Genomic DNA, 26,074 nt, shown 5'->3' on the forward strand with positions numbered 1-26,074 from the left:
CCCCGGAAGCTTCATGTCGGGATAGTAATGCTGCGTCATGATGGTGGGCCTCCCCTCACCCAGCTACAGCTAGGCTCAGTTCCTTCGCCAAGCTTTCGCAACCCTCTCCCCTTCCGGGGCGAGGGAAATGATTATGATACCCTTTATATAGTCCCTCGCCCCCTTGGGGGAGGGGGTTGCGCAGCCTTGTGAGCGAAGCGAACTAGGCGGAGCTGGGTGAGGGGGTGACTCCCCATCAAATCACCTTCGCACCCTTCAAAGTGGCGCGTTCTTCCGCGCTCAGCCCCAGCAGATCGCCATAGATCGCGTCATTGTCCGCGCCCAGCGCCGGCCCCAGGCTGGCGACACGGCCCGGCGTGTCGGACAGGCGCGGCAGCACGTTGGGAATCACCACCTCGCCAGCCAGTTCGTCCACCAGGCGCAGCAGGTTGCCGCGCGCGGCGAAGTGCGGGTCCTCGGCGATGTCGGCGATGGAGTTGATCGGACCGCACGGCACCTCGCCCTTGACGCAGGCCGCCATCACCTCGTCGCGGCTCATGGAATGCATCCAGGCTGCCACCAGCCCGTCCACCTCCTTGTGGCGCGCGAGGCGCTGGCGGGTGGTCCGGAACATGTCCTCGGCCGCCAGCTCGGGCCGGCCCATGACCTGCGCCAGCCGCTCGAACATCTTGTCGGAGGTGCAGGCGATGGCGACGAACCTGCCGTCGCCGCAGCGGAAATGGCCATGTGGGCAGGCATTGGTGGTGCCGGTGCCCTCCGGCTCGCGCAGCTTGCCGATCTTGAAGAAGGCCGGGGCCAGCTCGTCCAGCGCGCGGAACACCGATTCGTACAGCGCCATGTCGATATACTGGCCGGCACCCGTCTTGTCGCGCTGGCGCAGCGCCAGCAGCACGCCGATGGCGCCATAGAGGCCGCTCATATAGTCGGCGAGCGAGGTGGAGCCCGGCGTCACCGGCAGCTCGCCCGGCAATCCTGCCAGATAGGTCAGCCCGCCGAAGGCATGCGCGATACGGGCGAAGCCCGGGCGGTCGCGGTAGGGGCCATCCTGCCCGTAGCCCGAGACCCGCAGCATGACCAGGCGCGGGTTGATCTTCTTCAGCTCCTCCCAGCCCAACCCCCATTTCTCCAGCGTGCCAGGGCGGAAATTCTCGCACAGCACATCGGCTTTCGCGATCAGCTGGCGGAAGATCTCGGCACCCTTCGGGTCGCGCAGGTTCAGGGTAACGCTCTTCTTGTTCCGCCCCTCGGACAGCCAGGCCAGCGTATCGCGCGCGGCCGGCGTGCCGAACTTGCGGAAGGGGTCACCCTCACCGGGCTGCTCGACCTTGATCACCTCGGCGCCGAATTCGCCCAGGATAGAGGCGGCGAAGGGGGCGGCGATGAAGGTCGCGCAATCCAGCACGCGGATGCCGGACATCGGCAGATCGGCGGGGGCCGGATTGGGGGCCAGACCGGCAGCGTGACGGGTCGTCTCAGACATGGGAATTCCGCAGTTTCGGGCGTTTTGTGATTATCGTTGGACGAACCCTATCGGGCAGCCGGAAACCGATCAAGCGACCAGTGAATCGGCGAAGATATCCTCGCCGGCCAGCCAGACCTCGGCCGCGTCGGCACGGTCCAGCGCCACGCCAAGGGCGGCCGCCAGATCGAGCTGGGCGTCGCGGTAGCCGGCGCTCGACAGGCCGTCCACCATTCCCCTTGTCAGCGCGCTGCCGATCTCGAACGGAAGCGGATAGCCTTCCATATAGAAATCATTGGCCTTTTCGAGAATCTCCGTGCGGCACGCCGCCTCATCGAAGGAATTGAAGCTGCGGCAGATCAGCGGCCGGGCCTCATACGCGGTGCAGCGGCCGTTTTCCAGCAGCGGGCAGGCCTGCCGGAAATGCCGCCGCGCCGCGCTTTCCAGCGGCAGCAGCAGCGCCTGCCGGGCAGCAATCCGGGTGCGCAGCGCCTCGATCGCTTCCGGCGAGAAAGTCGTGCGGATGTAGTGCGCCAGACGCAATACGGTGATCGCCTCCGTCACCACCGGCAAGTGACAGCAATGGCTGCAGCCAGCGGCGCAAGCAATCTCCTTCGTGGGCGGCAAGGAGGGCTGCAGGCTGTTCACTGCCCCGTCATGGATATCGGCAGCCCCCTTGGCCAGCGCATAGACCATGGTGGGGGTCCGATTCTGGGGCAAATGGCTGCAATTCTCCTGCATCGCCTCCGACAGTTCTCCCAGAATATCCTTCAGCGCAACGAGGCTCATCTATCCCCCGATGCCAGCCCGATAGGCGATCCGGGGGGCGATCCGGCCTTCTGCATCTCTTCCCAGCGCTGCATCAGGAATTCGCGGCCCAGCTTCACCATCGGCTTGCCGTCATAGGCGATGATGTCGGCGGTGGCGTAGGTCTCGCTCCACTTCTCCGGCAGGTAGGAGCCGGTGCCGATCACATCGACCGGCGCCTGGGAGACCGCCATCATCCGGCATTTTTCCGGCGAGAATCCGCTGGAGGCAACGATCCTGACCTTCGGGAAACCGGCCTGGTCCAGCTGTTCGCGCATGTGCCAGATGGCGGCGGAGGAGACGCCGGTGCCGATCAGGTAGCGCAGCTCCTTCTCGCTGCGGTAGCCGCGGATCGCCTCCGGGCAGTTGCGGTCCAGCACGGCGTAGCTCTGCGCCATATCCAGCCCCTCGACATGGCGGCCGCCATGGGTGTCCATGCGGACTGACGGGCGGCCGGCCGCTGCAAGCTCAGGGAATCGGCGGCAGACGTCCAGCGCGTCGGTGATCTCCTGCCCGAAATAATCGACCAGCACGGTCATCGGCTCGTCGGGATAGGCCTCATGCAGCATTTCCGCTGCGCGCAGGGTGGAGCCGGCATAGCCGATCAGCGCATGCGGCATGGTGCCCAGCCCCTGGTTCTGGCCGAAGAAATGCGCGGTCGCGTCGGTGGCGCAGCCGATGAAGCCGACGGCGCCGACCTTCTTCTTCGCCTTTTCGGAGCCGACCGAGGCACCATAGGCCATCAGCTCCATCATCTCCTGCCCGGCGCAGTGGCGGGCGTCCATCGCCAGGAACGCGACCTTCGGCAGATCGGAACAGATGGTATAGGCGTTGTAGGCGGCGACGCAGGCCGCGCCGATCTTCTGCAGGAAGATGGTCTCCAGATCGACCAGATGCAGGAACGGCCCGGTGATGTACATCATCGGATCGCCGGCGCCGACCCAGGCCCCTTCCTTGAAATTCGGCGCGATATCGAAGCTGGTGCCGCGTGCCTTCGCCACGCCCTGCAGCCAGTCGATGGCCAGGCGCGGCGCAAAGGTGACGGGCCGCCGCATGAACACGCCATAGGTGACGCGGGCATCGCCGAAGTGGCGGACGACCTCCTTGCTCTTCAGGAAGTATTTGTCCGTCAGCTTCGGAATATCGTTGATGTCGGGAGTCATCGCCCTTGCAGCCGCCCGCCTTGCGGCGGGCCGGCCCTTCCGTTGGTCCGCGGCTCCCTTCCCGGCGCGGTACTTAACCGACCGGGAAGGGGGCGTGGAAGGTTACTGTGCCGCCTGGACCCGCCGGTCGACGGTGCGGGATTCCTTGAGCTCGGCTGCCAGCAGGAAGGCCAGCTCCAGCGCCTGCGAGGCGTTCAGGCGCGGATCGCAATGCGTGTGGTAGCGGTCCTGCAGGGCTTCCTCGGTGATCGCCTGAGCGCCGCCGATACATTCGGTGACGTCCTGGCCGGTCATCTCGAAATGCACGCCGCCGGCATGGGTGCCCTCGGCCTGGTGCACGTCGAAGAAGCGCCGCACCTCGGTGAGGATCTGGTCCACCGGCCGGGTCTTGTAGCCGGTCGAGGATTTGATCGTGTTGCCATGCATCGGGTCGGACGACCAGACCACCTTGCGGCCCTCCCGCTCGACCGCGCGGATCAGCGGCGGCAGGTGCTTTTCCACCTTGTCGTGGCCCATGCGGGCAATCAGCGTCAGGCGGCCCGGCTCGTTCGTCGGGTTCAGGATGTCGATCAGACGCAGCAGATCGTCGGTCGGCAGGCTGGGCCCGCACTTCAGGCCGATCGGGTTCTTGATGCCGCGGCAGAATTCGACATGTCCACCATCCGGCTGGCGTGTCCGGTCGCCAATCCACACCATATGGGCGGAGGTGTCGTACCAGTCGCCCGTGGTCGAATCGACGCGGGTCATCGCCTGCTCGTAGGGCAGCAGCAGCGCCTCGTGCGAGGTATAGAACTCGGTCTCGCGCATCTGCGGAACGCTGTCGCCGGTGATGCCGCAGGCATTCATGAAGGCCAGGCATTCGTCGATACGGTCGGCGATCTCGGCATAGCGTTCGCCCTGCGGGCTACGCTCCACGAAGCCCAGATTCCAGCGATGCACCGAATGCAGGTCGGCGAAGCCGCCCTGGCTGAAGGCGCGCAGCAGGTTCAGCGTCGATGCCGATTGGTTATAGGCGCGCAGCATGCGCTGCGGGTCGGGCTGACGGGCCTCGGCCTCGAACTCCATGCCGTTGATGATGTCGCCGAGATAGCTCGGCAGCGACACGCCGCCGATCTCCTCCGTGGGGGAGGAACGCGGCTTGGCGAACTGGCCGGCCAGACGGCCGACCTTCACCACCGGCACAGCACCGCCGAAGGTCAGCACAACCGCCATCTGCAGCAGTACCTTGAAGGTGTCGCGGATGTTGTTCGGATGGAATTCCTTGAAGCTTTCGGCGCAATCACCGCCCTGCAGCAGGAAAGCCTTGCCTTCCGACACCTTGGCCAGCGCCTTCTTCAGCTTGCGGGCCTCGCCGGCAAAAACCAGCGGCGGATAGACCGAGAGCTGTTCTTCGGCAGCGGTCAGCGCCTCTGCGTCCGGATAGGACGGCATGTGCTTTACCGGCTTCGTGCGCCAATTCTCAGGCGACCATTTCTCGGCCATCATCTTCACTCCCGCAGCGGAACCTGTCCCGGTTCCTATTTCGTATCCCAATTCCGTATTACTGTGCCGCCAACCGGCATTTATCCACAAGTGGGTTGTCCTGTTTAGCAGCGTCAAGCGGGGCATGCCAGAAAAACGGCGTATCTGCCGGCAGGTATGCGCAGGGGAGGCATGCCGTGGGATGGCTTGTTCCGTCGTCTGCGGTTCTAGGGATGCGGATCGGGGAAACCGTGCCGTTCCGACAAGGCGGCGAGGATGGCGTCCTTGCCGGCGACCAGCGCCCTTCCTTCATGCGTGCCGGTCTGGTGCGCCGACGACGCGCCTTCCGCCAGCACGAGCAGGGGCACGGACTGGTTTGCCTCGCCGGCCAGGGCGATGACCGGCTGCCTTGGGCGGGGCCAGGCGATCCGCACGACATCCAGGCGTTTGGCAAGCTCAGGAAAGGACGCCAGCACCCCCTCCATCAGCGCGCAGTGCCAGCAATAGAAGTGCTGGCCGGGGTAGGCGGGGTCCGTGAAGTCCGGGCGCAGCAGGAACAGCGTGTCGCGGTTCATCATCGTCCTCGATGGCTCAGGGGTGGGGTCATCTTTTAACATTCAACAAAGTGGTTGACTATCGAAATTGGCCGCTTATATTCAACCGCATGGTTGAACATGAAATCACACGACTGGATACGGTGTTCCACGCCCTCGGCGACCCAACGCGGCGGCAGATGCTGCACGCGCTGGCCGGTGGCGAGAAGACAGTAAGCCAGCTGGCCGACCCCTTCGCGATTTCGCTGGCGGCGGCCTCCAAGCACATCAAGACGCTCGAAAAGGCCGGGCTGATCCGCCGCGAGGTACGCGGCCGAACCCATCTCTGCCGGCTCGAACCGGGACCGCTGGCCAGCGCGCATGAATGGCTGGGCTTCTACCAGCGCTTCTGGACCGAGCGTCTGGACATCCTTGAGCGCCTGCTGCGCGAGCAGGATGCCGGCAATCAACGTCAACCCTCACCACCCAAGCCCCCTGAAGGAGACAAGACATGACCGACACCATGACCCTCGATGCCTATGGCCGGCTGATCGAGCCCGCCACGCTGAAGATCCAGCGCCTGCTGCCCGGTCCCATTGACCGCGTCTGGGCCTATCTGACGGATGGCGAGCTGCGCCGCCAGTGGCTGGCGTCCGGCGTGATGGGCAGCAAGCCCGGTACCAGCTTCGAGTTCGTCTGGCGCAATGACGAGCTGACCGATCCCCCCGGCCAGCGCCCGGCGCATATGCCCGAAGAGCACCGCATGACCTGCACCATCCTGGAGTTCGAGGCGCCGCACCGGCTGGTCATCAGCTGGGGCGAGAAGCAGACCGGCCAGGTCGATTTCTCGCTGGAGGAGCAGGGCGACAAGGTGATGCTGACCATCATCCACCGCCGCGTGCCCGACCGGAACGTCCTGCTGAACGTGTCCTCGGGCTGGCATGCGCATCTGGACATCCTGGCCGCGCGTCTGGCCGGCACGACACCGGCCCCGCACTGGGACCACTGGGTCAGCCTGCGGAAGGAATATGAGCAGCGCCTGCCGGCGTGAGGCGGTTATACGCGGTTATCTCTGGCCGTCATTCCCGCACTTGTTGCGGGAATCCAGGCCTCGGTTCGCTTCGGCATCGCCTATGCGGGCTGGACCATGGACCCCCGCAAAAAGTGCGGGGGTGACGGAAGGAGGGTGGGCATTCCAACAGAGCGCTCCGTCTTGACAGGCTCCGCGCCCCTCTTTACCGTCCGCTCCGTCATTGGGGAGTAGCCGTCCCCCTTCGCACCAGTTGCGATTGAGGGGAGACCGCATCAACAGACTTGGAGCCGTCGCTGGTTCCATGGTGCGGGAAGCCAGTTTCCGGTTTGGCGAGACCTTTGGCATCGACGGCCGTCATTCGGGTCAGACGGCGGGCTGTCGATGTCACAGGTATGTCCGCCGTCCGGCCCCGATGAGTTCCATGGAAGCTTTCCTCGTTTCGACCGGTGTGGTGGCGCTTGCCGAAATCGGCGACAAGACGCAGCTGCTGGCGCTGCTGCTGGCTGCCCGCTATCGCCAGCCGGTGCCGGTGCTGCTCGGCATTCTGGTGGCGACCATCGCCAATCACGCGCTGGCCGGGATTGTCGGCGCGCTGGCGGCCGATCTGATCGGCGGTGACTGGCTGCGCTGGGCGGTGGGGCTGTCCTTCCTGGCCGTCGCGGCCTGGATGCTGGTGCCCGACAAGCTGGATGATGAGGAAACCCCGCGCTTCCGCGGACGCGGTGCCTTCCTGGCGGCGCTGATCTCCATGTTCCTGGTCGAGATGGGCGACAAGACGCAGATCGCCACCGTGGTGCTGGCGGCGCGCTTCGAGTCGCTGATCGCCGTCATTGCCGGTACCACGGCAGGCATGATGATCGCCAATACCCCCGCCGTGCTGCTGGGCGAGGCGGCGGCCCGCCATGTGCCGCTGAAACTGGTGCATGGAGCGGCGGCGGCGATTTTCGCGGTGATCGGCATCACCGTGCTGCTTGGCTTCGACGGGCTGACGTGACAGGCTCTGAAAGCAATCAGTGTTCCTTACAGCTTTGGAGCTTTCCTCATGGCCGAGTATCCCGCCGCCATCGCGACCCAGCAGGTGGATAATGAGCGCGTCTGCGTGACCGAGTGGCGCTTCCCTCCGGGCCATGCGACCGGCTGGCACAAGCACGGTTACGATTATGTCGTGGTGCCGATGACGGACGGCGTGCTGACGTTGCAGCATCCCGATGGCAGCCGCACCGAAGGTCCGATCAAGATGGGCCAGTCCTATTACCGCGATTCCGGCGTCGAGCATGACGTCATCAACCTGACCGCCCGCGAGATCGTCTTCGTCGAGATCGAGTTCAAGACGCCGCGCCCCTGATTAGTCATTCCCGGCCCCAAGCCCCATGGGGTGCCGGGAATCCAGGCTTCGGCTTACTCGACAGGCATCCAGCTAGCGGAGACCTGGGCCCCCGGTACAAGACCGGGGGTGACGGTTGGAGTGGATGGCGGGTGAGGGGAGATCGGGAGGAACCGCCCATGCCAACGCATGCACCGACATCACCGTCCGAAGCACTCGCCGGGCTGTGGCGGCTGCTGGGGCAGCCGGAGTCGGCGCTGTCGCGCGTCACCCTGACTGGGGCGGAGCCGGCACTGCCATCCTCCTTCGCGGTCGGGACGGCGGCACAGGCCAGCATCGCCGCTTCCGCGCTGGCGGCGGCGGAGCTGGACCGGCTGCGCAAAGGGCGCGAACAATCCGTCAGCGTCGATATGCGCCATGCTGCCGTGGAGTTCCGCAGCGAGCGCTATCTGCGCGTCGATGGCGGCCCCGCACCGGAGCTGTGGGACAGCATCGCCGGCACCTATCGCTGTGGCGACGGGCGCTGGGTGCGGCTGCACACCAATTTCCCGCATCACCGCGAGGGCGTACTGGCGATCCTGGGCTGCGCCGGCGAGCGCGCGGCGGTTGCCGAGGCGCTGAAGGGCTGGAAGGCGGAGGATTTCGAGCAGCGGGCCGCCGATGCCAGGCTGGTCGTCACCGCCATGCGCAGCTTTGCCGAATGGGACGCGCACCCGCAGGGGCAGGCGGTCGCTGCATTGCCGGTCATGAGCCTGGAGAAGATCGGCGACGCCCCGCCCCTGACGCTTCCGCCCGATGAACGGCCACTTTCCGGTGTGCGGGTTCTCGACCTGACGCGCATCATTGCCGGCCCGGTCGCCGGGCGCACGCTGGCCGCCCATGGCGCCGACGTGCTGCTGGTGACCGCGCCGCATCTGCCCTCGGTCGCGCCGCTGGTGATCGATACCGGGCGCGGCAAGCGGACAACGCAGCTCGACCTGCGTGCGGCGGCGGACAAGGAACGGTTCACGGCGCTGCTGCGTGATGCGCATGTTCTGGTGCAAGGCTACCGGCCGGGCGGCATCGAGGCGCTCGGTTTCGGGCCGGAACAGGCGGCGGCGATCCGTCCCGGCATCATCTATGTGACGCTATCGGCCTATGGTCCTGACGGGCCGTGGGCCGGGCGGCGCGGCTTCGATTCGCTGGTGCAGACCGCATCCGGCCTGAATGTGGCGGAGGCCGAGGCTGCCGGCATCGACGGGCCGAAGCCGTTGCCCGCACAGGCGCTCGACCATGCGTCGGGCTATCTGATGGCCTATGGCGCGATGGCCGCGCTCGCCCGGCAGATGCAGGAGGGCGGCAGCTGGCATGTGCGCGTGTCGCTGGCGCAGACCGGGCACTGGCTGCGCGGGCTGGGCCGTATCGAGGGCGGGTTCTCGGCCCCCGATCCGTCACAGGAGGATGTCGCCGATTTGCTGGAAGAGAGCCAATCGGGCTTCGGGCGGCTGAGTGCCGTGCGCCATGCCGGGCTGCTGTCGGAAACGCCGCCAGTCTGGGAGCGGCCTTCCATGCCGCTCGGCAGCCAGGAGCCTGTCTGGCTTTAGGCAGCTGGCCGGAACGGGCCGCGCCGCCCGCCCTTCGGTCCCCGGAACAGCAGGAACGGGTTGGGCAGCTTGCCCGCCACGCCGCGCAGCTTGCCGGTCAGCTTCGGAATGCTCATCACATTGGCGATACGCCGGTCGAGGAAGGCCCATGTCGCCTCGTGCCCTTCCGACTTGTCCTCCAGCCAGTACAGCAGCGTCGTGGAATAGACGCCGGCCAGCAGGGCGCGCTTGGTATAGAAATTATAGTCCGTGGCGGTGTCGCCCGCCGCGTACCAGATGGCATCCACCGTGCGGTAGAGCGATTTCAGCGCCAGGCCGGCATGCTGCGGCAGGGCGGTGAAGGCGAGCGCCTTGCGCACCGCTTCCTTGTGGTCGGCGGCCTGTTCCAGCCGCACGCGGATCGCAGTGGCGATACGCTCGCGCACCTTCATCGACGGCAGGTCCATCTTGTCCAGCGCGTCCAGCATCTCGCGGTCAGCCTTGGCGATGAAATGCGCAACCGCATCCGCCGCCCCGCCTGGGAAGGCGCGCTCGACCGCTTCAGGCGGCAGTTCCAGGTCGGCAGCACCATGGCGCAGCGCCTGCGCGGCCCATCCATCGAAGGCGATGTGCGGCAGCGTCGCCTCGATCAGCGCGTCGCGCAGGGTGGGAAGATCGTCCATATCCATCTTCTTGCTAGCGGTTCGGGCCATCAGGACACCTTTGCCGGTTGCGGAAACGGGGCCGCCGTACCGGCGGCGATCAGTTCGTCGGTGAAGCCGAAGCTTCGCATATCGGTCATGCGCATGGGGTAGAGCATCCCGTCCAGATGGTCGCACTCATGCTGCACGACACGGGCATGAAAGCCGCCAACCTCACGCTCCACCATCGTGCCATCGAGGCGCAGCCCGCGATAGCGGATACGCGCGGGGCGCGGCACCTCGCCGCGCATGCCGGGGATCGACAGGCAGCCTTCCCAGCCTAGCGCGATCTCATCGCCCAGCGGCGCGATCTCCGGGTTGATCAGCTCGATCAGCTCTTGTGGCTGGTCGTCCGGTGCCCCCGTCGTGCGGTGCGGCGGCACGGCGAAGATGACGACGCGCAGCGGCACGCCGATCTGCGGTGCAGCAAGGCCGGTGCCGCCGACGGCGGCCAGGCTGTCCTTCAGATCCTCCACCAGCGCGGCGATGGCGGGGCTGGCCGGGTTCTGGACCGGGTCGGCAATGCGGGCCAGCACGGGGTGGCCCATGCGCAGGATCGGTTTTATGCTCATAATCAGCAATATGGGGCGCGGTGCGGTGTCGGTAAAGCCGACTCGACCCCCTTCACAAGCGGGAAGGCTTATGCTATCAAGCGCGCCTCTCGATGGATGGAAGTCGGTCGGGCCCTATGGCGCGCCCTGATCCGTCCCGAACGAATTAGACCTTAGGAGCAGTATCTGCCGTGCAAGTAGTCGTCCGTGACAATAACGTCGATCAGGCCCTCCGCGCCCTCAAGAAGAAGATGCAGCGCGAAGGTGTCTTCCGGGAGATGAAGCTGCGCCGTAACTACGAAAAGCCGTCCGAGAAGCGCGCCCGCGAAAAGGCGGAAGCCGTGCGCCGGCATCGTAAGCTGCTGCGCAAGCGCCTGGAGCGCGAGGGCTTCTAAACAGCCCTTCTTCCCTTGCACGGGACATTTTAAGCCGCCTCGGTGAGGCGGCTTTTTGTGTTGCCAGAAGGACTTATTCCTCCGCCAGCCTGCGCAGGTTTTCACCATTCAGGCGGAAGAAGATTTTCTCCTCCCGCCGCTGCGCGCCGATGGCATCGTAGAAGCGCAGCGTGTCCGGGCTGCCGGATTCGGCCGTCCAGTCGATGCGGGCGTAGCCGCGCTCCAGCGCCAGCGCCGCGATCCGGCGCATCAGCTGCCGGCCCAGCCCATGGCCGCGCCAGGCCTCCCGCACGAACAGATCCTTGATGAAGAAGGCCGGCCGCGAGGCGTTGGTGGAATAGAGCGTCGCCAGCGTGGCGATGCCGGCGGCCTGCCAGCCCTCGCCGTCATCGGCCTCGGCCAGCAATATCTCGAACTTGGCGGTGCCGCCGAAATCATGCTGGCGCAGCTTAGCCTCGGTCGCCTCGACCGTCTGGACATCCGGCGAGCGGTAATACAGGTCGATGTCGCGGATCAGCCCGGCGATGGCCGGAATGTCCTCAGCACCGGCCAGCCGCAGGCGGATGTCCGTCATCGCTCAGAAGCCGAACATATGGTCCAGGCTGAAGGCGCCGTCCGGCCCCGCCTCGCGGATCAGCCCGTGGAAGCCGAACAGCCGGCAGGTCACGTCGCGGATCAGGATATAGGCACCATCGCCGGCCTTCGCCCGCGTGGCCGCGTCGAACACCGCCGAATAGCGGAAGAAGAAGCTGCCGGAGCAGGCGATTTCCACCCGCTTCGTGGCGATCTCCTCACCTTTTGCCGAGGTCAGCACCAGATCGGTCTGCGAGGTGCCGTGCCAGGGGGTGGAGGCCGGGTAGATCAGGTGGCAGATCGTGTCCAGCGGTTCGGAGCCGAGGCGCAGGAACAGCCGGGTCGAGAGACCGGGCGCGCGGCCGGCATAACTCTGTGGCTCGTTCCTGTAGGTCAGCACGGTGTTGAAAATATGCGCGCCGAAGCTGGAATCGGCGGCATGGCCGGTCAGCCGGTCGCGGTAGCGGAACAGCCCGTGCAGCCAGCCATCGCCGCTGCCGCCATCGGCGAAATCATAGATCAGCTCGACATGGCCGTAGCCGCCCTTCAGATGGCCGTTCACCAGCCCCTTCAGCTCGACCGCGACACTGTCGCTGCGCTTCAGCGTACCAAGGCGCTGCTGTGCCACCTCGTGGCCCTTCTCGTCATAGACCGCGACCGCGACCGGGAGGGTGTCCTGCGTCGTCGCCATCGGCGTCGGCAGCAGGATCGATTCGAAACGGTCGGTCGGCAGCACCGGGGCCGGCAGCACGAAGCCCTTGCCCATCAGGTTGGAAATCTCCGGCAGGCGCGGATCGGGCTTCAGATCGACGCGCTCCACATTGGCATGCGCGATGCGGCGGCGGCCATTTTCCTGCACCACCTCATAGCGTGGGCGGACGATGTACTTGCCGGCCTGAATCTCGATCTGCTGCGGCCAGCGTGCACCGGGCAGCAGTTCGGCCACCTCCAGCGCATGGCAGCCGAAACCGGGAATTTCCCGGTCGAGCCAGGCGATCTGCGGGCTGCCCATCAGGTTGAGGCCGATGCCGCCGGCCGGGATCGGGGCGGGATGTGCGTTCTGCAGCCACAGCAGCACCCGCTCGCCCTCCGCCGGGGCGGGCAGTCCGGCATAGAAATCGGCGGGCCAGGCATTGGCGTCATGGGTGCAGGACAGCACCGACGGCGCGTCGCCATAGGTATCCAGCGCGTATTTCACGACGTCATGGCCGCGCACCCCGATGGCGTGCAGGAACAGGCTGCCGCAGAAATCGCCGAGGCCGAGGCGGGCGCGAACCTCCTTGCTGTCCAGTACGACGCTGGCGGCGGCGTCCGGCAGTGTCTCGCGCCAGTCCACAAGCCGGTTGCCATCGGCATCGAACAGGCAGCACCAGAGCGAGACGCCGGTGGCGCCGTAGCCGGCCCAGTAATTCGCCGTCACCACCCGTGTATGGTGGCCGTCCCCGTCGCGGAACAGCGCGATGTTGGTGGCGAAGTTCAGCGGGTCGAGATAGGTGCGCCGGCTGGTCAGCATGGCGTCGGGCAGGCGGGCCTCATCCAGCGAGGCGATGGCCGCCCCGGCAGGCACCAGATGGCGGATATGGTCGATCAGCCGGGCGGCGTCATAGGCGACGACGAACACGGCCTTGGCTCCGCTGTCCTTCAGCGCCGTTACCGGCTGCGCCGGCTGGCCGAGCAGGGTATCGCCCACCTTGTCGATATTCTGGACATAGAGGCCGGCGAGGGTCAGCCCGCCCATGCCATGGATTTCCGCGAAGGGCTGCAGGAAGCCCAGCGGGTCATAGACCGCAACCGGCCCGGCCTTGCCGAGCTTCTCCAGCAGCGCGGTAATCGGCGCCAGCGACAGCGGATGGCCGATCGCCTTGAAGAAGGCGTGGCCGCCGGTCAGATTGTTGAAGGTCTCGATCTTCAGCGCCATGTCGCGTCGCTTTTCGGTTTCTTGTTATCGGGAGTGCCGGATCAGGCCGGCAGCAGCTTCTTGAAGAAGGCAGAGATGCGGTGCCGGCTGCGGCTGGCGGCCACGGCCTCCTCGCTGACCACCCAGTTCAGCTGGATGGAGCGGCGCTGGCCGACGAAGGGCTTGTGGCCGTGCCAGGCATTATCCACGCATTTGAAGGCGACCATGGTGCCGAAGCCGGGCGGCACCTCGGCGACATAATCCTCCAGGTCGCTGGACGACCGCAGCATGCGCAGCCGCCCGCCCTCGGCACCGTCCTGCCAGTCACGGTTCAGGTAGATCAGCACGGTGATCAGCTTGGTCTTGCTGTCGGTGTGGATGCGGCCATCCTTCTCCCGGCTCATGCCGCGCAGGGTGAAGGTGGTGGGGCGACCGGTCAGGTCGATGCCGAACTTGTCGGCAAAGGCATCGCGCACGGCATCGCCCTGAAGCTCCCCGATCAGCGCCTGCATGGCGGGGCCGGGGGTGACGGTGGACAGGTCGTAGCTGCCGCCCTTGCCGATATCCGGGAAATCGCGCTCGATCTCGGCGGCGACATCGGGCCGCACGAAATTCTCCAGCACCAGATAGGGGAAGGGGTCACTTTCCAGCGTCTTCGCGCGGAAGGAGTCCAGATCGATCATGCTCATCGCGGGCCACCCATTTGCATGACCGAATATGTACGGCCCGCCGCCGTCAATTACAACGCCGCGTCATGCCGCAGGCTGTCGCAGCGCCAGCCGGCGCGTTACCTCAGCGGCGGCGCGGGCGGTCTCGTCCAGCGGCGTGTAGGTCCAGTCCTCCAGCGCGCCGGTGAAGGGCCGCGTATAGCCGGCCTTGCGCATCGCATCGTGGAAGCGCGTGAACTTGGCGCTGCCACCTTCCAGCATGATGACATGAACCGGCTTGCCCGTGGCGCAGGCCTCCGAGACCATGTTCACCGAATCGCAGGTGACGACGAGATAGTCGGCGAGGCCCAGATAGCCGAAATAGGGGTTGTCGCCGGTGCCGTCCCAGACCACCGCCGGCGCGCCGGCCAGCCGCTCGCGCAGGCGGCGGTCATTCTCCGCACCGGTGCGCCGCGAGGGGGTGACGGCAAGGCCCACGCCCTGTTCCCGCGTCAGCGCCAGCAGCCGGTCGCACAGCGTATCGATAACGGCTTCGTCCAGCCGGTAGCGGTCATTGCTGCCGCCGACCGAGACGGTCACCAGCGGGCGCGGCAGATGGGCGAGTTGCGGCGCGAACTTCGCGGCCTCATCGTCCAGCCGGGCGCGGGTGACGCGGTTCAGCGAACCGAAGGTGGTGAACACATTGTCGCCGCGCACCGTGTCATGTTCCGGCACGATCATCAGGTCGAAATGCCGGGGGTCGACCTTCGGGTCCTGTATCTGCACGGTAAAGGTCCTGCCGCCGCTGGCCTTGCGCATGGCGATGGCGGGGCCGGCCGACTGCCGGCCGCTGGCGATTAGGATATCGGGGAAGGGCGGGTCCAGACGGTCGCCGCCCGGCCCGGCGGCGGCAAGCGAGGCCCAGAGCGGGGAGGGTGGCAGCCAGCGCCAGGGCAGGGCGGGGGCAATCCGCTTCACCACCGGCTGGATGCCCAGCGCCTCGGCAAGGCCGATGGCCTGAATTTCCATGCCGACCTTGCCGTCGGTCACCACCCAGCAGGTCAGTGCCGCTGTGTCCATGCGCGCATAATTCCCGTGAACGCCGTGAAGGGCCGGCACCCTGACATGCGCGATAAGGACGGGCAAGCCGGATGCGCGCCGGGTAAAAATATTGCGCAACATAATTGCACGACTTGCGACTTGTTGTTATATAGTTGCGCAAAATCGGGCCAGCAGGGAGGCCCGGTATCAAGCCTCTCACCCTCCAAGGAAGCCTTATGCCGACCCGGCGCGTGAAACTCGACCGTATCGACCGACGCATCCTCGACGATCTTCAGCAGAATGGGCGGATGACCAATGTGGATCTGGCGCGCCGCGCCGGCATCTCCGCACCGCCCTGCCTGCGCCGCGTGCGCGCGCTGGAGGAGGCGGGCTTCATCCGCGGCTACCACGCCGATATCGCGCCGGAACTGCTGGGCTATGAGCTGACGGTGTTCGCGCTGATCGGCCTGTCCAGCCAGGCCAAGGCCGACCTCCGGATGTTCGAGGACACGGTGAATGGCTGGGCCGAGGTGCGCGAGTGCCACATGCTGGCCGGCGAGGCGGATTTCCTGCTGAAGGTCGTGGCGGAGAACTGGGATGCCTACAAGACCTTCGTGGACGAACGGCTGACCGCCGCGCCGAACGTGAACCATGTGAAGACCATGCAGGTGCTGCAGACCACGAAATACGCGCCCGGCGTGCCCATTGACGTGGACGCGGTCGAGGAGTAGGGGAAACGGTCTCCCCTCACCCGGACGCTGCGCGCCCACTCTATTCCGTCGCCACCTACTCCGCCCGTCACCCCCGCACTTGTTGCGGGGGTCTAGGCCTCCGCTCGCTGGATGGCCGCCGGAGCAGGCTGGACCCTGGATTCCCGGCACAAGGCCGGGAATGACGGCTGAAGAAAGCGGCACCGATAGGCGATTCCTATTTCTTTTCCCTCGCCCCCTTGGGGGAGCTGGGTGAGGGGGAACGCTGCTACTCCGCCGCTTCCAGATTGGTGCGTTCCACCCGCGCGGCGCAGAATTTCAGCTCCGGTATCTTGCCGAACGGGTCGAGCGCCGGGTTGGTCAGGAAATTGGCCGCCGCCTCCGCATAGCAGAACGGGATGAAGATCGTGCCGCTGGGCATGTCGGTGTCGGCGCGAGCCTTCAGCGCGATGGCGCCGCGCCGCGTGCGCACCCGGATCGTCTCGCCCGGCTCGATACCGGCTGCCACCAGATCGGCCGGCGACAGATGGCAGAAAGGTTCCGGCTCGATGGCGTCCAGCACGGTCGCGCGCCGTGTCATGGCGCCGGTGTGCCAGTGTTCCAGCACCCGCCCGGTGGTCAGCACGAAGGGATAGTCTTTGTCCGGCATCTCGTCCGGCGGCAATATGTCGGCGGCGACGAAGCGTGCCTTGCCGCTCTCCGTCGGGAAGCCGTCGCCGAAGATCACTTCCTGTCCTGGATCGTCCGCGCTGTCGCAGGGATAGGTGACGGAGCCCGCGCGCTCCAGCCGCTCCCAGCTGATGCCCCGGATCGAGGGCATCAGGCCGCGCATCTCCTCATAGGCCTCGCGCGGGTGGCTGTAGTGCCAGCGGAGGCCCAGCCGGTTGGCAATCTCCTGGATGATCCACCAGTCGGGCCGCGCATCGCCCGGTGCGTCGATGGCCTTGCGGCCAATCTGCACCTGCCGGTTGGTGTTGGTGAAGCTGCCATCCTTCTCCGGGAAGGCGGTCGCTGGCAGGATGACATCGGCGAAGGCGGCGGTCTCGGTCAGGAAGATTTCCTGCACCACCAGATGGTCGAGCTTCGCCAGCGCTTCGCGCACATGGCTCTGGTCGGGGTCCGACATGGCCGGATTCTCGCCCATGATGTACATGCCGCTTATGTCGCCGCGATGGGCGGCATTCATGATCTCGACCACGGTCAGTCCGGCATGCGGGGCAATATCACGCCCCCAGGCGGCCTCGAAGCTGTCGCGGATTTCCGCATCCCCGACCGGGCGGTAATCCGGCAGGAACATCGGGATCAGCCCGGCGTCCGACGCGCCCTGCACATTGTTCTGGCCGCGCAGGGGATGCAGCCCGGTGCCGGGCCGCCCGACCTGCCCGGTCAGCAGCGCCAGCGCGATCAGGCAGCGCGCATTGTCGGTGCCATGGGTGTGCTGCGAGACGCCCATGCCCCAGAAGATCATCGCCGCCTTGGCCTGCGCGTACAGCCTGGCGACCTCGCGGATGGTGGCGGCGGGAATGCCGCACACGCCTTCCATGCGTTCCGGGGTGAAGGCGGTGGTGCGGGCCTTCAGCTCCTCGAAGCCCTCGGTAAAGCGCTCGATATAGGCGGGGTCGGTCAGCCCTTCCTCGATGATGGTGTGGATCATGCCGTTCAGCAGCGCCACATCGGTGCCGCCCCGGAATTGCAGATGCAGATGGGCGTGGCGCGTCAGCCCCTGGCCGCGCGGGTCCATGACCACCAGCTTCGCGCCGCGCTTGGCCGCGTTCTTGATGAAGGTCGCGGCGACCGGATGGTTCACCGTCGGCGTGGCGCCGATGATGATGATGACGTCGGAATTAGCGCACTCGTAGAACGGCGCCGTCACCGCGCCGGAGCCGATGCCCTCCATCAGTGCGGCGACCGAGGAGGCGTGGCACAGCCGCGTGCAGTGATCGATATTGTTGGTGCCGAAGCCGGTGCGCACCAGCTTCTGGAACAGGTAGGCCTCCTCGTTCGAGCCCTTGGCCGAGCCGAAGCCGGCCAGCGCGTCAGGCCCGTGGGTGTCGCGAATCCGGGCGAGGCCGGTTGCCGCTACCTCCAGCGCTTCCTCCCAGCTTGCCTCGCGGAAATGCGTCAGCGGGTTGGCCGGATCGACATCCAGCGCGCGCGCCTTCGGGGCATCTTCCCGGCGAATCAGCGGTTTGGTAAGCCGTTCCGGCGAATGCACATAGTCGAAGCCATAGCGCCCCTTCACGCACAGCCTGTTGTGGTTGGCCGGCCCGTCGCGGCCCTTCACCGCCAGGATGCGGTTGTCCTCGATCTGGAAGGTCAGCTGGCAGCCGACACCGCAATAGGGGCACAGGCTGTCCACTTCGCGCTCCGGCTGCTTGCCGGGCAGGCCATCCTCCTTCAGCAGGCTGGCCGGCATCAGCGCGCCGGTCGGGCAGGCCTGCACGCATTCGCCGCAGGCCACGCAGGTGCTGTCGTCCATCGGATCGGCGAAATCGAACACGATCTCCGATTCGTGGCCGCGTCCGGCCATGCCGATCACATCGTTTACCTGCACCTCGCGGCAGGCGCGGACGCACAAATTGCACTGGATGCAGGCATCCAGATTGACGGCGATGGCGGGATGGCTGGAATCCGGCTTCGGGCGGGCGGGCCGTGCCGGGAAGCGGCTGTCCGCCACATCCATCGCCTGCGCCCAGTGCCAGAAGCTGCTGGCCGGATCATGCGCCTTTTCTTGCGCCGGCTGGTCGGCCAGCAGCAGCTCGAAGATCATCCGGCGCGACGCCTTCGCCCGCTCGGAGGCGGTCTTCACCTTCATGCCGACGGCGGGCTGACGGATGCAGGAGGCGGCCAGCGTGCGCTCGCCCTCGATCTCCACCATGCAGGCGCGGCAATTGCCGTCCGGCCGATAGCCGGGTGAGGGCTTGTGGCAGAGATGCGGAATCTCGGTGCCCAGCCGCTGCGCGGCCTGCCAGATCGTCTCGCCGGGAGCGGCCTCGACCTCGTGCCCGTCCAAGGTGAAGCGGATGGCGTCCGTCATGGCCTTTTCCCCGCAATGTCCTCCGGGAAGAATTTCAGCACGCTCATCATCGGGTTGGGGGCAGCCTGCCCCAGCCCGCAGATCGAGGCATCGCGCATCGCCTGTGCCAGGTCGCCCAGCAGCGCCTCGTCCCATTGCCGCGCCGCCATGAGTGCCGCCGCCTTCTCGGTACCCAGCCGGCAGGGCGTGCACTGGCCGCAGCTTTCATGCGCGAAGAAGCGCATCAGGTTCAGCGCCGCGTCGGCCACATTGTCCTTGTCCGACAGGATGATGACGGCATGGCTGCCGACGAAGCTGTCATGCTCGGCCAGCGTACCGAAATCGAGCGGGATGTCGGCAAGGCTCTCCGGCAGGATACCGCCAGAGGCGCCGCCCGGCAGATAGGCCCTGAAGCTGTGGCCCTCGGCCATGCCGCCACAGAATTCGTCGATCAGCTCGCGCGCGGTGATGCCGGCCGGCGCCAGCTTCACACCCGGTTCGCGCACCCGGCCGGAGACGGAGAAGGCACGGATGCCCTTGTGGCCGCGCCGCCCCAGCCCGGCGAACCACTCCGCCCCGTCCTGCAGAATGTCGCGCACCCAGAACAGCGTCTCGACATTGTTCACCAGCGTTGGCCGCCCGAAGATGCCCTTCTCCGCGACATAGGGCGGGCGGTGGCGGGGCAGGCCGCGCTTGCCCTCGATCGATTCGATCATCGCCGATTCTTCGCCGCAGATATAGGCGCCGGCGCCGCGCCGCAGATGGATGCGGATGTCGCCGGGAATGCCGGACTCCCGCAGATGATGCAGTTCCAGGGCGAGAGTGCCGCGCAGATGCGGATATTCGTCGCGCAGATAGAGATAGATATCCTCGCAGCCGGTGACGGTGGCCGCGATCAGCATGCCCTCGAACAGCCGGTGCGGATCGCGCTCCATATAGAAGCGGTCCTTGAAGGTGCCGGGCTCGCCCTCGTCGGCGTTGATCGCCAGATATTTCGGGCCGGGCTGGCTGCGCACCAGCGCCCATTTCCGGTCGGTCGGGAAGCCGGCACCGCCCAGGCCGCGCAAGCCAGCCTCGCCGAGCTGGGCGATGATGTCCTCGGCACTCAGCCGGCCGTCGCGCAGATCGCGCAGCAGATCGTAGCCGCCGCCCTCGATATAGGCTGCCAGACTGTCATAGGGCACCGCCTCAGGCTGCGGGAAGGGACCGCCGGCACGCAGCATCTCCGCCGTGCAGCCGGTCAGCTGGATGCGGCCATAGGCGGCCACCGGCGCCTTGTCACAGGCGCCCATGCAGGGCGCGCGCAGGACGCGCCGGCCGCGCGGCGGATCAGCCTCCAGATCGGCGATGATCGCCTCCGCGCCGTTCAGCCGGCAGCTCAGGCTGTCGCAGACCCGGATGGTCAGGCCCGGTGCCTCCTCGCCTTCCTTCACCACATCGAAATGGGCGTAGAAGGTGGCGACCTCATACACTTCCGCCATCGGCAGCCGCATCATATGGGCCAGCGCCGCCAGATGCCGGGCCGAGAGATGGCCGTAATGATCCTGGATGGCGTGCAGATGCTCGATCAGCAGGTCGCGGCTCTTCGGACGGTCCGCCAGCAGCCAGTCAAGTTCGACAATGGCCTTGGGGTCCACCTGCCGGCCCTTGGCGAAGGCACGGGCCCGGCGCTGGCCAGCCTCGCCATCACGGCCCGCGAGACGACCCATTTGCCGCCCCGGCCGATGGGCTACGGGGGCGATGGCTGCGTCGTCGCCTGACGGCTTCTGTCCGTCCTGCGGCATGGCTTTCTCCCTCAATCTGTCCGGACCTTATGTGTCCTCTGGTCCGTTTGCTGACTAGGCCTAGCGCGATCCGTCAGCTTTCGTCCAGCGGAACAAGGGCAATCACGTCGCCATTTATCAATTGTTTACCCACATGTTCGAAATTCACGGTGACACGGTTGCCGATCACGGACTGAACCTGGCCTATGCCCCAATCCTCTTCGGTGGGATGGTGCACAAGCATGCCGGGCGTCAGGATGGTCACGCCGCGATAGGGCGATGAGGGTGAGTAGCGTCGGTCGGACGTCATGTCGGTTTCTAAGCCTCGCCTCGCCAATTGCATTCAGGGCGGGCAGGATAGAGCAAAAGGAGATGCGAATGCAGATCGAGTCGCGGGTCATGGATCTTTTGATCTCCCGCCTGTGCCACGACCTCATCAGCCCGGCCGGCGCCATCGTCAACGGCATCGAGCTGGTCGAGGAGTTCGGCGGCGAAGATATGGCCGGAAACGACCTGTCGGGGGATGACATGACCGGCGAGGCGATGGCGCTGGTCGGCCGCAGCGCGCGCCAGCTGTCGGCCAAGCTCAGCCTGTTCCGCGTCGCCTTTGGCAGCTCCGGTGAGCGCGACAATTTCCCGGCCGAAGAATGCCGCCGCCTGCTCGACGCCTATCTGCAGGAAGGCAAGGTGCGACCGGACTGGGCGCTGGACCGCCTGCCCGCCGGGCCGGGTGCTGCACGGCTGGTGCTGCTGCTGGCCATCATCGCCGCCGAATCCCTGCCGCGTGGCGGTGTGCTGCGGCTTGACGGTGGCGATGGTAATGCGGTGCTGCAGATTCGCGCTGCCGGCGCCGATGCCCGGCTGGAGGGTGGCACGGAAGCGGCGTTGCTGGCGGGCATGACCGGGGCCGCTGTGCCGGAAGACCTCGACCCCCGTGCGGCACCGGCCTATCTCGCCGGGTTGATCGCCGCGCGGCGTGGCGAGCAGATACGCATCGCCAAGGAAAACGGGGCAATCATCCTGACCGTGTAGCTGTGCGAATCGGCCCGGAAAAGGCTGGTCAGGCCTCGATTTGCAATTATGTACGATTTTACGAAAAAATATTTTGCCACGTTTACTAAGTTTTAAAGGTCCTGTTTCAGTATGCCTTCATTGGTTAATATGGCCGTGGCGAAATCGTCGCTGACGGCGCTCTCGCGGCTACATGACGTAAGGACGGTCTAGCATGGATGATCTGCTCAACGAATTCCTGACGGAGACGGTCGAGAATCTGGGGACGCTGGACGTTGAGCTGGTGCGCCTGGAGCAGAACCCGAACGATCCGGAACTGCTCAGCAACATCTTCCGCATCGTTCACACCATCAAGGGCACCTGCGGGTTCCTAGGGCTGCCGCGACTGGAAGCGGTCGCGCATGCCTCCGAAAACGTGCTGGGCCGGTTCCGCGATGGCGAGCTGGAAGTGACGCCGCAGGCGGTGACGCTGATCCTGGCCTCGCTCGACCGGATCAAGATGATCATCCAGGTGCTGGAGGAGACCGAGGCCGAGCCGGAAGGCGAGGACAGCGATCTGATCGCCGCCCTGGACGCGATGGCCGCCGGCGAGACCACCGTTACCATAGAGACGGCTGCCGCTGCCGCCGCGCCTGCCGAGGAGCCAGTGATGGCCGCCGAGGAAGAGGCTGCCGCGATGGGCGGCAATGAAGGCGAGGTCGGCACGCGCCCGGGCGAGGTGTCGCTGGACGAGTTGGAGGCGGTGTTCCTGGCGACCCCTGGGCCGGAAGACATGGCGCCGTCGCAGCCTGAGGAAGAAGAGGAAGAGGAGCCTGTCGCCGCCGCCGTGCCGAGCAAGCCGGCTGCCGTTCCGGCTGCCAGCAAGCCCGCGACCGAGGTCGCGCGGAGTGCCGACGAGAGCAAGGAATCCTCGGTCGCGAACCAGACCATCCGCGTCTCGGTCGAGCTGCTGGAGAACCTGATGACCATGGTCAGCGAGCTGGTGCTGACCCGCAACCAGCTGCTGCAGATCATGCGGCGCTACAAGGATTCGGAATTCACCGTGCCGCTGCAGCGCCTGTCGCAGGTGACGTCGGAGCTGCAGGACGGTGTCATGAAGACCCGCATGCAGCCCATCGGCAATGCCTGGGCGAAGCTGCCGCGCATCGTGCGCGACCTGTCGCACGAACTGAACAAGAAGATCGATCTGCGCATGCTGGGCGCCGATACCGAGCTTGACCGCCAGGTGCTGGAGCTGATCAAGGATCCGCTCACCCACATGGTGCGCAACTCGGCCGATCACGGCATCGAGTCGATTGCCGACCGCCTGGCGGCCGGCAAGCCGGAAACCGGCGTTATCACGCTGAACGCCTATCATGAGGGCGGCCACATCATCATCAAGATCAACGATGATGGGCGCGGCCTGAACATCGAGAAGATCAAGCAGAAGGTGCTGCAGAACGGGCTGGCCAGCGAGGCCGACCTGGAGGGCATGACCACCCAGCAGATCCAGCAGTTTATCTTCAAGGCCGGCTTCTCGACGGCGGCGCAGGTAACCTCCGTGTCCGGCCGCGGCGTCGGCATGGATGTGGTGCGCACCAACATCGAGAAGATCGGCGGCACCATCGAGCTCAACAGCCAGGAAGGCAAGGGCTCGACCTTCATGATCAAGATCCCGCTGACGCTGGCCATCGTCTCCGCGCTGGTCGTGGAATGCCGGGGCGAGCGTTTCGCGATCCCGCAGATCAGCGTGGTCGAGCTGGTGCGCGCCTCGAACAATTCCGAGCATCAGATCGAGATGCTGAACGACGTGCCGGTGCTGCGCCTGCGCGACCGCCTGCTGCCGCTGGTGTCGCTGGCGAAGATGCTGGACATGGACGCGGTGGAGACGGACGGCGAGCGCGACAGCTTTATCGTCGTCACCCAGGTCGGTACCTATACCTTCGGCATCATCGTCGACCGCGTGTTCGACACCGAGGAAATCGTGGTGAAGCCGGTGGCGCCGATCCTGCGCTCCATCTCGCTGTTCTCCGGCAACACCATCCTGGGCGATGGCAGTGTCATCATGATCCTCGATCCCAACGGCATCGCCGCCGCGACCGGCGAGATCGGCGTCACCCTGGACGACAAACGCAACGAGACCCTGGCCATCGATTCCAGCGCCTCGCGCGCCCGGACCTCGCTGCTGGTGTTCCGTGCCGGCGACGAAAGCCCGAAGGCGGTGCCGCTGGCCCTGGTGGCACGCCTGGAGGAGATCGACTGCTCCAAGGTCGAATGGTCGGATGGCCGTCCGGTGGTGCAGTATCGCGGCCGCCTGATGCCGCTGGTCCCGATCTTCGACGGCTACCAGGTGAAGTCCGAGGGCACCCAGCCGGTGCTGGTGTTCGCCGAGAAGGAGCGGGCGATGGGCCTGATGGTCGACGAGATCGTCGATATCATCGAGGACCGTATCGAGATCAACATGAAGACGGAGCGGCGCGGCCTGATGGGCAGCGCCATCATCGGCGGCAAGGCGACCGAGGTCATCGACGCCGGCCACTACCTGTCGCAGGCCTTCGCCGACTGGTTCGATGCCGATGCCACGCTGCCGGAGGAAAAGAAGGACCTGACCGGCAAGCGCGTGCTGCTGGTCGATGACAGCCCGTTCTTCCGCAACCTGCTGACGCCGCTGCTGACCGTGGCGGGCTATGAGGTCACGGCGGCGGAAAATGCCAGCACGGCCCTGTCCTATTGCGAGGAAGGCCGCGACTTCGATGTCATCGTCAGCGACATCGAGATGCCGGGCATGAGCGGCTTCGACTTCGCCAAGGCGGTGCGTGAGAGCCGCTGGCAGGACGTGCCGATGGTGGCGCTGTCCTCGCACACCAGCCCGCGCGACCTCGACCGTGGCCGTGAGGCCGGCTTCAACGATTATGTCGCGAAAGACGACCGCGACGCTCTGCTGCAAACCCTGTCGCAGACCATCGGGATCATGTGAGGTAGAAGATGGCAAACGATCTTGTAACCCGTCAGTCCACTGAGGTCCTCGACCCGGCAGCGGAACTGACCCGGCAATATGTTACTGTCTTCGTCGCCGAGCAGATGTTCGGTTTCCCGGTGCTCGTCGTGCACGATGTGCTGGGGCCGCAGCGGATCACCCGCATCCCGCTGGCGCCGCCGGAGATTGCCGGTTCGCTGAACCTGCGCGGCCGCATTGTGACCGCGGTCGACATGCGCCGCCGTCTCGGCCTGCCGCCGGTGTCGGATAGCAAGGGAATGAGCGTCGTTGTCGAAAGCCATGGCGAGCTCTATAGCCTGATGGTCGATCAGGTGGGCGAGGTGCTGAACCTCTCCAACCAGGCGTTCGAGCATAATCCGCCGACGCTGGAGCCGCGCTGGCGCGAGGTGTCGAGCGGTATTTCCCGGCTCGACAAGAAGCTGCTGGTGCTGATCGACGTCGACCGGCTGCTCGACTTCTCGCGCGCCCAGGCCGCCTGAGGCCGGGCATGACGACAGGAAGGGGCCGTCGCCACCAGGGCGGTTCCTTTCTCTTGCAAATCAAAGACGCCAAGCCGAGGCAATAGAAGCGGTCCCATGAAATCCTGTCTGATAGTCGATGATTCCCGCGTGGTTCGCATGGTTGCCCGGAAAATCCTGGAGCAGCTTTCCTTCGCGACGTCCGAGGCAGCCGATGGGCAGCAGGCCGTGGAGGCGTGCAAGCAGAATATGCCCGACGCGGTGTTGCTTGACTGGAACATGCCGGTGATGAACGGGATCGAGTTTCTGAGGGCCTTGCGCGCTATGGAAGGCGGCGACAAGCCGGTGGTCGTGTTCTGCACCACCGAAAACGAAATGTCGCGCATTCAGGAAGCCCTGATGGCAGGCGCCAACGAGTACATCATGAAGCCTTTCGACGGCGAGATCATCCAGTCGAAGTTCCAGCAAGTGGGGCTGATCTGATGCCCGCCGGTGCCGCAGGTGGCGGAGCGGGGCGCGCGCCCTATCGCATCATGCTGGTCGATGATTCGGCGGTGATCCGCGGGCTGTACACCAAGGTGATATCGGCCGAGCCGGACATCGAGATCGTTGCCTCGGTCGGCGATGGCGAGATGGCGTTGCGCGCGCTGGAGCGCAACGACATCGAGGTCGCGGTGCTGGACATCGAGATGCCGCGCATGGACGGGCTGACGGCCCTGCCGAAGCTTCTGAAGATCAATCCGAATCTTCAGATCATCATGTCCTCGACGCTGACGCTGAAGAACGCTGATATCAGCTTGCGCGCCATGCAGGCCGGTGCGAAGGACTATATCCCGAAGCCGACCACCACCGGGGCGCTGGTCTCCGCCGCCGATTTCAAGCGCGAGCTGGTGCAGAAGATTAAGGTGCTGGGGGCCGCGCGCCGCAAGGTCAGCGGCGGCAAGGCACCATCGGTTGCCCAGCCGGCGCGCTTCAGCGCTGACCGGCGGCCC

At 66.0% G+C, this 26,074-nt stretch carries 26 protein-coding genes and 1 riboswitch; of the genes, 12 read left to right on the forward strand and 14 right to left on the reverse strand.

All coding sequences use genetic code 11. From position 1 onward, the window contains the following. Nucleotides 1-235: 235 nt before the first annotated feature. The 5 genes from P24_RS15745 to P24_RS15765 form a co-directional block, all read right to left on the reverse strand. Nucleotides 236-1,480 carry a CaiB/BaiF CoA transferase family protein gene (locus P24_RS15745; RefSeq protein ID WP_008945734.1) on the reverse strand — a complete coding sequence of 415 codons (1,245 nt, stop codon included), beginning with the start codon at nt 1,478-1,480 and terminating at the stop codon, nt 236-238. Between the two features lie 69 nt (nt 1,481-1,549). Beyond that, the gene (locus P24_RS15750) at nt 1,550-2,248 is read right to left on the reverse strand and encodes a YkgJ family cysteine cluster protein (RefSeq protein WP_008945735.1); all 699 of its coding nucleotides are present in this window, start codon (nt 2,246-2,248) and stop codon (nt 1,550-1,552) included. Beyond that, nucleotides 2,245-3,429: a beta/alpha barrel domain-containing protein gene (locus P24_RS15755; protein WP_008945736.1), complete on the reverse strand. Its 1,185-nt coding sequence runs from the start codon at nt 3,427-3,429 to the stop codon at nt 2,245-2,247. The genes P24_RS15750 and P24_RS15755 overlap by 4 nt, the downstream gene beginning before the upstream one ends. 102 nt (nt 3,430-3,531) lie before the next feature. Continuing rightward, complete coding sequence (locus tag P24_RS15760) at nt 3,532-4,911, reverse strand: class II 3-deoxy-7-phosphoheptulonate synthase (protein ID WP_008945737.1); 1,380 nt, start codon at nt 4,909-4,911, stop codon at nt 3,532-3,534. A gap of 206 nt (nt 4,912-5,117) precedes the next feature. After that, entirely contained in the window at nt 5,118-5,468 is a 351-nt protein-coding gene (locus P24_RS15765; protein ID WP_202802406.1) for a DUF3088 domain-containing protein, read from the reverse strand. Nucleotides 5,469-5,554: 86 nt separating this feature from the next. Here P24_RS15765 and P24_RS15770 point away from each other — a divergent pair, with 86 nt between their 5' ends. From P24_RS15770 to P24_RS15790, 5 genes are all read left to right on the forward strand, one after another. Then, complete coding sequence (locus P24_RS15770) at nt 5,555-5,938, forward strand: ArsR/SmtB family transcription factor (RefSeq protein ID WP_040708067.1); 384 nt, start codon at nt 5,555-5,557, stop codon at nt 5,936-5,938. Then, entirely contained in the window at nt 5,935-6,474 is a 540-nt protein-coding gene (locus tag P24_RS15775; protein WP_008945740.1) for an SRPBCC family protein, read from the forward strand. The genes P24_RS15770 and P24_RS15775 overlap by 4 nt, the downstream gene beginning before the upstream one ends. 191 nt (nt 6,475-6,665) lie before the next feature. Continuing rightward, nucleotides 6,666-6,865, forward strand: a riboswitch (yybP-ykoY riboswitch). 12 nt (nt 6,866-6,877) lie between these two features. Then, entirely contained in the window at nt 6,878-7,450 is a 573-nt protein-coding gene (locus P24_RS15780; RefSeq protein ID WP_008945741.1) for a TMEM165/GDT1 family protein, read from the forward strand. A gap of 48 nt (nt 7,451-7,498) precedes the next feature. Continuing rightward, nucleotides 7,499-7,801: a cupin domain-containing protein gene (locus tag P24_RS15785; protein WP_008945742.1), complete on the forward strand. Its 303-nt coding sequence runs from the start codon at nt 7,499-7,501 to the stop codon at nt 7,799-7,801. A gap of 158 nt (nt 7,802-7,959) precedes the next feature. Continuing rightward, nucleotides 7,960-9,363 carry a CoA transferase gene (locus P24_RS15790; protein ID WP_008945743.1) on the forward strand — a complete coding sequence of 468 codons (1,404 nt, stop codon included), beginning with the start codon at nt 7,960-7,962 and terminating at the stop codon, nt 9,361-9,363. Here P24_RS15790 and P24_RS15795 read toward each other — a convergent pair. Together P24_RS15795 and def are read right to left on the reverse strand one after the other, a co-directional pair. Continuing rightward, a complete protein-coding gene (locus P24_RS15795; RefSeq protein WP_008945744.1) occupies nt 9,360-10,025 on the reverse strand; it encodes a COQ9 family protein in 666 nt (221 codons plus the stop codon). The two genes, P24_RS15790 and P24_RS15795, sit on opposite strands and share 4 nt — an antisense overlap. Before the next feature lie 29 nt (nt 10,026-10,054). Then, complete coding sequence (def, locus tag P24_RS15800) at nt 10,055-10,615, reverse strand: peptide deformylase (RefSeq protein ID WP_040708069.1); 561 nt, start codon at nt 10,613-10,615, stop codon at nt 10,055-10,057. Between the two features lie 170 nt (nt 10,616-10,785). Between def and rpsU the strand changes: the two genes are divergently transcribed. Next, entirely contained in the window at nt 10,786-10,989 is a 204-nt protein-coding gene (rpsU, locus tag P24_RS15805; protein ID WP_008945746.1) for a 30S ribosomal protein S21, read from the forward strand. A gap of 73 nt (nt 10,990-11,062) precedes the next feature. On the opposite strand, the gene P24_RS15810 is transcribed toward rpsU, so the two are convergent. From P24_RS15810 to P24_RS15825, 4 genes are all read right to left on the reverse strand, one after another. Then, nucleotides 11,063-11,563, reverse strand: coding sequence for a GNAT family N-acetyltransferase (locus P24_RS15810; RefSeq protein WP_008945747.1), 501 nt, complete (start codon nt 11,561-11,563; stop codon nt 11,063-11,065). Between the two features lie 3 nt (nt 11,564-11,566). Further along, nucleotides 11,567-13,480, reverse strand: coding sequence for a hypothetical protein (locus tag P24_RS15815; RefSeq protein ID WP_008945748.1), 1,914 nt, complete (start codon nt 13,478-13,480; stop codon nt 11,567-11,569). A 41-nt stretch (nt 13,481-13,521) separates the two neighbouring features. After that, nucleotides 13,522-14,148: a 2OG-Fe(II) oxygenase gene (locus P24_RS15820; protein WP_008945749.1), complete on the reverse strand. Its 627-nt coding sequence runs from the start codon at nt 14,146-14,148 to the stop codon at nt 13,522-13,524. Nucleotides 14,149-14,211: 63 nt separating this feature from the next. Further along, complete coding sequence (locus P24_RS15825; RefSeq protein WP_008945750.1) at nt 14,212-15,186, reverse strand: mitochondrial fission ELM1 family protein; 975 nt, start codon at nt 15,184-15,186, stop codon at nt 14,212-14,214. Between the two features lie 197 nt (nt 15,187-15,383). Between P24_RS15825 and P24_RS15830 the strand changes: the two genes are divergently transcribed. After that, nucleotides 15,384-15,878 (forward strand): Lrp/AsnC family transcriptional regulator, encoded by a 495-nt coding sequence (locus P24_RS15830; RefSeq protein ID WP_008945751.1) that lies wholly within the window; start codon nt 15,384-15,386, stop codon nt 15,876-15,878. Between the two features lie 247 nt (nt 15,879-16,125). On the opposite strand, the gene fdhF is transcribed toward P24_RS15830, so the two are convergent. From fdhF to P24_RS19430, 3 genes are all read right to left on the reverse strand, one after another. Further along, a complete protein-coding gene (gene fdhF, locus P24_RS15835) occupies nt 16,126-18,894 on the reverse strand; it encodes a formate dehydrogenase subunit alpha (protein WP_008945752.1) in 2,769 nt (922 codons plus the stop codon). After that, on the reverse strand, nt 18,891-20,582 hold the full coding sequence (locus P24_RS15840) for an NAD(P)H-dependent oxidoreductase subunit E (RefSeq protein ID WP_008945753.1): 1,692 nt from the start codon (nt 20,580-20,582) through the stop codon (nt 18,891-18,893). The genes fdhF and P24_RS15840 overlap by 4 nt, the downstream gene beginning before the upstream one ends. A 148-nt stretch (nt 20,583-20,730) precedes the next feature. Next, entirely contained in the window at nt 20,731-20,946 is a 216-nt protein-coding gene (locus P24_RS19430; RefSeq protein WP_008945754.1) for a DUF3553 domain-containing protein, read from the reverse strand. Between the two features lie 68 nt (nt 20,947-21,014). Between P24_RS19430 and P24_RS15845 the strand changes: the two genes are divergently transcribed. From P24_RS15845 to P24_RS15865, 5 genes are all read left to right on the forward strand, one after another. Then, nucleotides 21,015-21,668: a histidine phosphotransferase family protein gene (locus P24_RS15845; protein WP_008945755.1), complete on the forward strand. Its 654-nt coding sequence runs from the start codon at nt 21,015-21,017 to the stop codon at nt 21,666-21,668. 193 nt (nt 21,669-21,861) lie between these two features. Continuing rightward, nucleotides 21,862-24,603 carry a hybrid sensor histidine kinase/response regulator gene (locus P24_RS15850; protein WP_008945756.1) on the forward strand — a complete coding sequence of 914 codons (2,742 nt, stop codon included), beginning with the start codon at nt 21,862-21,864 and terminating at the stop codon, nt 24,601-24,603. Between the two features lie 8 nt (nt 24,604-24,611). Next, nucleotides 24,612-25,103 carry a chemotaxis protein CheW gene (locus P24_RS15855; RefSeq protein ID WP_008945757.1) on the forward strand — a complete coding sequence of 164 codons (492 nt, stop codon included), beginning with the start codon at nt 24,612-24,614 and terminating at the stop codon, nt 25,101-25,103. Nucleotides 25,104-25,199: 96 nt separating this feature from the next. Further along, entirely contained in the window at nt 25,200-25,565 is a 366-nt protein-coding gene (locus tag P24_RS15860) for a response regulator (protein ID WP_008945758.1), read from the forward strand. After that, nucleotides 25,565-26,074, forward strand: a 510-nt coding sequence (locus tag P24_RS15865; protein WP_008945759.1) for a response regulator, incomplete at its 3' end; no start/stop codon positions are given. The genes P24_RS15860 and P24_RS15865, both read left to right, overlap by 1 nt.

The organism is Oceanibaculum indicum P24 (assembly GCF_000299935.1).
GTDB lineage: Bacteria > Pseudomonadota > Alphaproteobacteria > Oceanibaculales > Oceanibaculaceae > Oceanibaculum > Oceanibaculum indicum.

Coding starts and splice junctions, on each gene's coding strand:
- P24_RS15830 (WP_008945751.1), top strand. CDS start 15,384: ATGCCGACCCGGCGCGTGAAACTCGACCGTATCGACCGACGCATCCTC.
- P24_RS15750 (WP_008945735.1), bottom strand. CDS start 2,248: ATGAGCCTCGTTGCGCTGAAGGATATTCTGGGAGAACTGTCGGAGGCG.
- P24_RS15775 (WP_008945740.1), top strand. CDS start 5,935: ATGACCGACACCATGACCCTCGATGCCTATGGCCGGCTGATCGAGCCC.
- def (WP_040708069.1), bottom strand. CDS start 10,615: ATGAGCATAAAACCGATCCTGCGCATGGGCCACCCCGTGCTGGCCCGC.
- P24_RS15855 (WP_008945757.1), top strand. CDS start 24,612: ATGGCAAACGATCTTGTAACCCGTCAGTCCACTGAGGTCCTCGACCCG.
- P24_RS15860 (WP_008945758.1), top strand. CDS start 25,200: ATGAAATCCTGTCTGATAGTCGATGATTCCCGCGTGGTTCGCATGGTT.
- P24_RS15825 (WP_008945750.1), bottom strand. CDS start 15,186: ATGGACACAGCGGCACTGACCTGCTGGGTGGTGACCGACGGCAAGGTC.
- P24_RS15815 (WP_008945748.1), bottom strand. CDS start 13,480: ATGGCGCTGAAGATCGAGACCTTCAACAATCTGACCGGCGGCCACGCC.
- P24_RS15840 (WP_008945753.1), bottom strand. CDS start 20,582: ATGGGTCGTCTCGCGGGCCGTGATGGCGAGGCTGGCCAGCGCCGGGCC.
- fdhF (WP_008945752.1), bottom strand. CDS start 18,894: ATGACGGACGCCATCCGCTTCACCTTGGACGGGCACGAGGTCGAGGCC.
- P24_RS15785 (WP_008945742.1), top strand. CDS start 7,499: ATGGCCGAGTATCCCGCCGCCATCGCGACCCAGCAGGTGGATAATGAG.
- P24_RS15845 (WP_008945755.1), top strand. CDS start 21,015: ATGCAGATCGAGTCGCGGGTCATGGATCTTTTGATCTCCCGCCTGTGC.
- P24_RS19430 (WP_008945754.1), bottom strand. CDS start 20,946: ATGACGTCCGACCGACGCTACTCACCCTCATCGCCCTATCGCGGCGTG.
- P24_RS15780 (WP_008945741.1), top strand. CDS start 6,878: ATGGAAGCTTTCCTCGTTTCGACCGGTGTGGTGGCGCTTGCCGAAATC.
- P24_RS15770 (WP_040708067.1), top strand. CDS start 5,555: ATGGTTGAACATGAAATCACACGACTGGATACGGTGTTCCACGCCCTC.
- P24_RS15765 (WP_202802406.1), bottom strand. CDS start 5,468: ATGATGAACCGCGACACGCTGTTCCTGCTGCGCCCGGACTTCACGGAC.
- P24_RS15850 (WP_008945756.1), top strand. CDS start 21,862: ATGGATGATCTGCTCAACGAATTCCTGACGGAGACGGTCGAGAATCTG.
- P24_RS15790 (WP_008945743.1), top strand. CDS start 7,960: ATGCCAACGCATGCACCGACATCACCGTCCGAAGCACTCGCCGGGCTG.
- P24_RS15795 (WP_008945744.1), bottom strand. CDS start 10,025: ATGGACGATCTTCCCACCCTGCGCGACGCGCTGATCGAGGCGACGCTG.
- P24_RS15820 (WP_008945749.1), bottom strand. CDS start 14,148: ATGAGCATGATCGATCTGGACTCCTTCCGCGCGAAGACGCTGGAAAGT.
- P24_RS15760 (WP_008945737.1), bottom strand. CDS start 4,911: ATGGCCGAGAAATGGTCGCCTGAGAATTGGCGCACGAAGCCGGTAAAG.
- P24_RS15755 (WP_008945736.1), bottom strand. CDS start 3,429: ATGACTCCCGACATCAACGATATTCCGAAGCTGACGGACAAATACTTC.
- P24_RS15810 (WP_008945747.1), bottom strand. CDS start 11,563: ATGACGGACATCCGCCTGCGGCTGGCCGGTGCTGAGGACATTCCGGCC.
- P24_RS15745 (WP_008945734.1), bottom strand. CDS start 1,480: ATGTCTGAGACGACCCGTCACGCTGCCGGTCTGGCCCCCAATCCGGCC.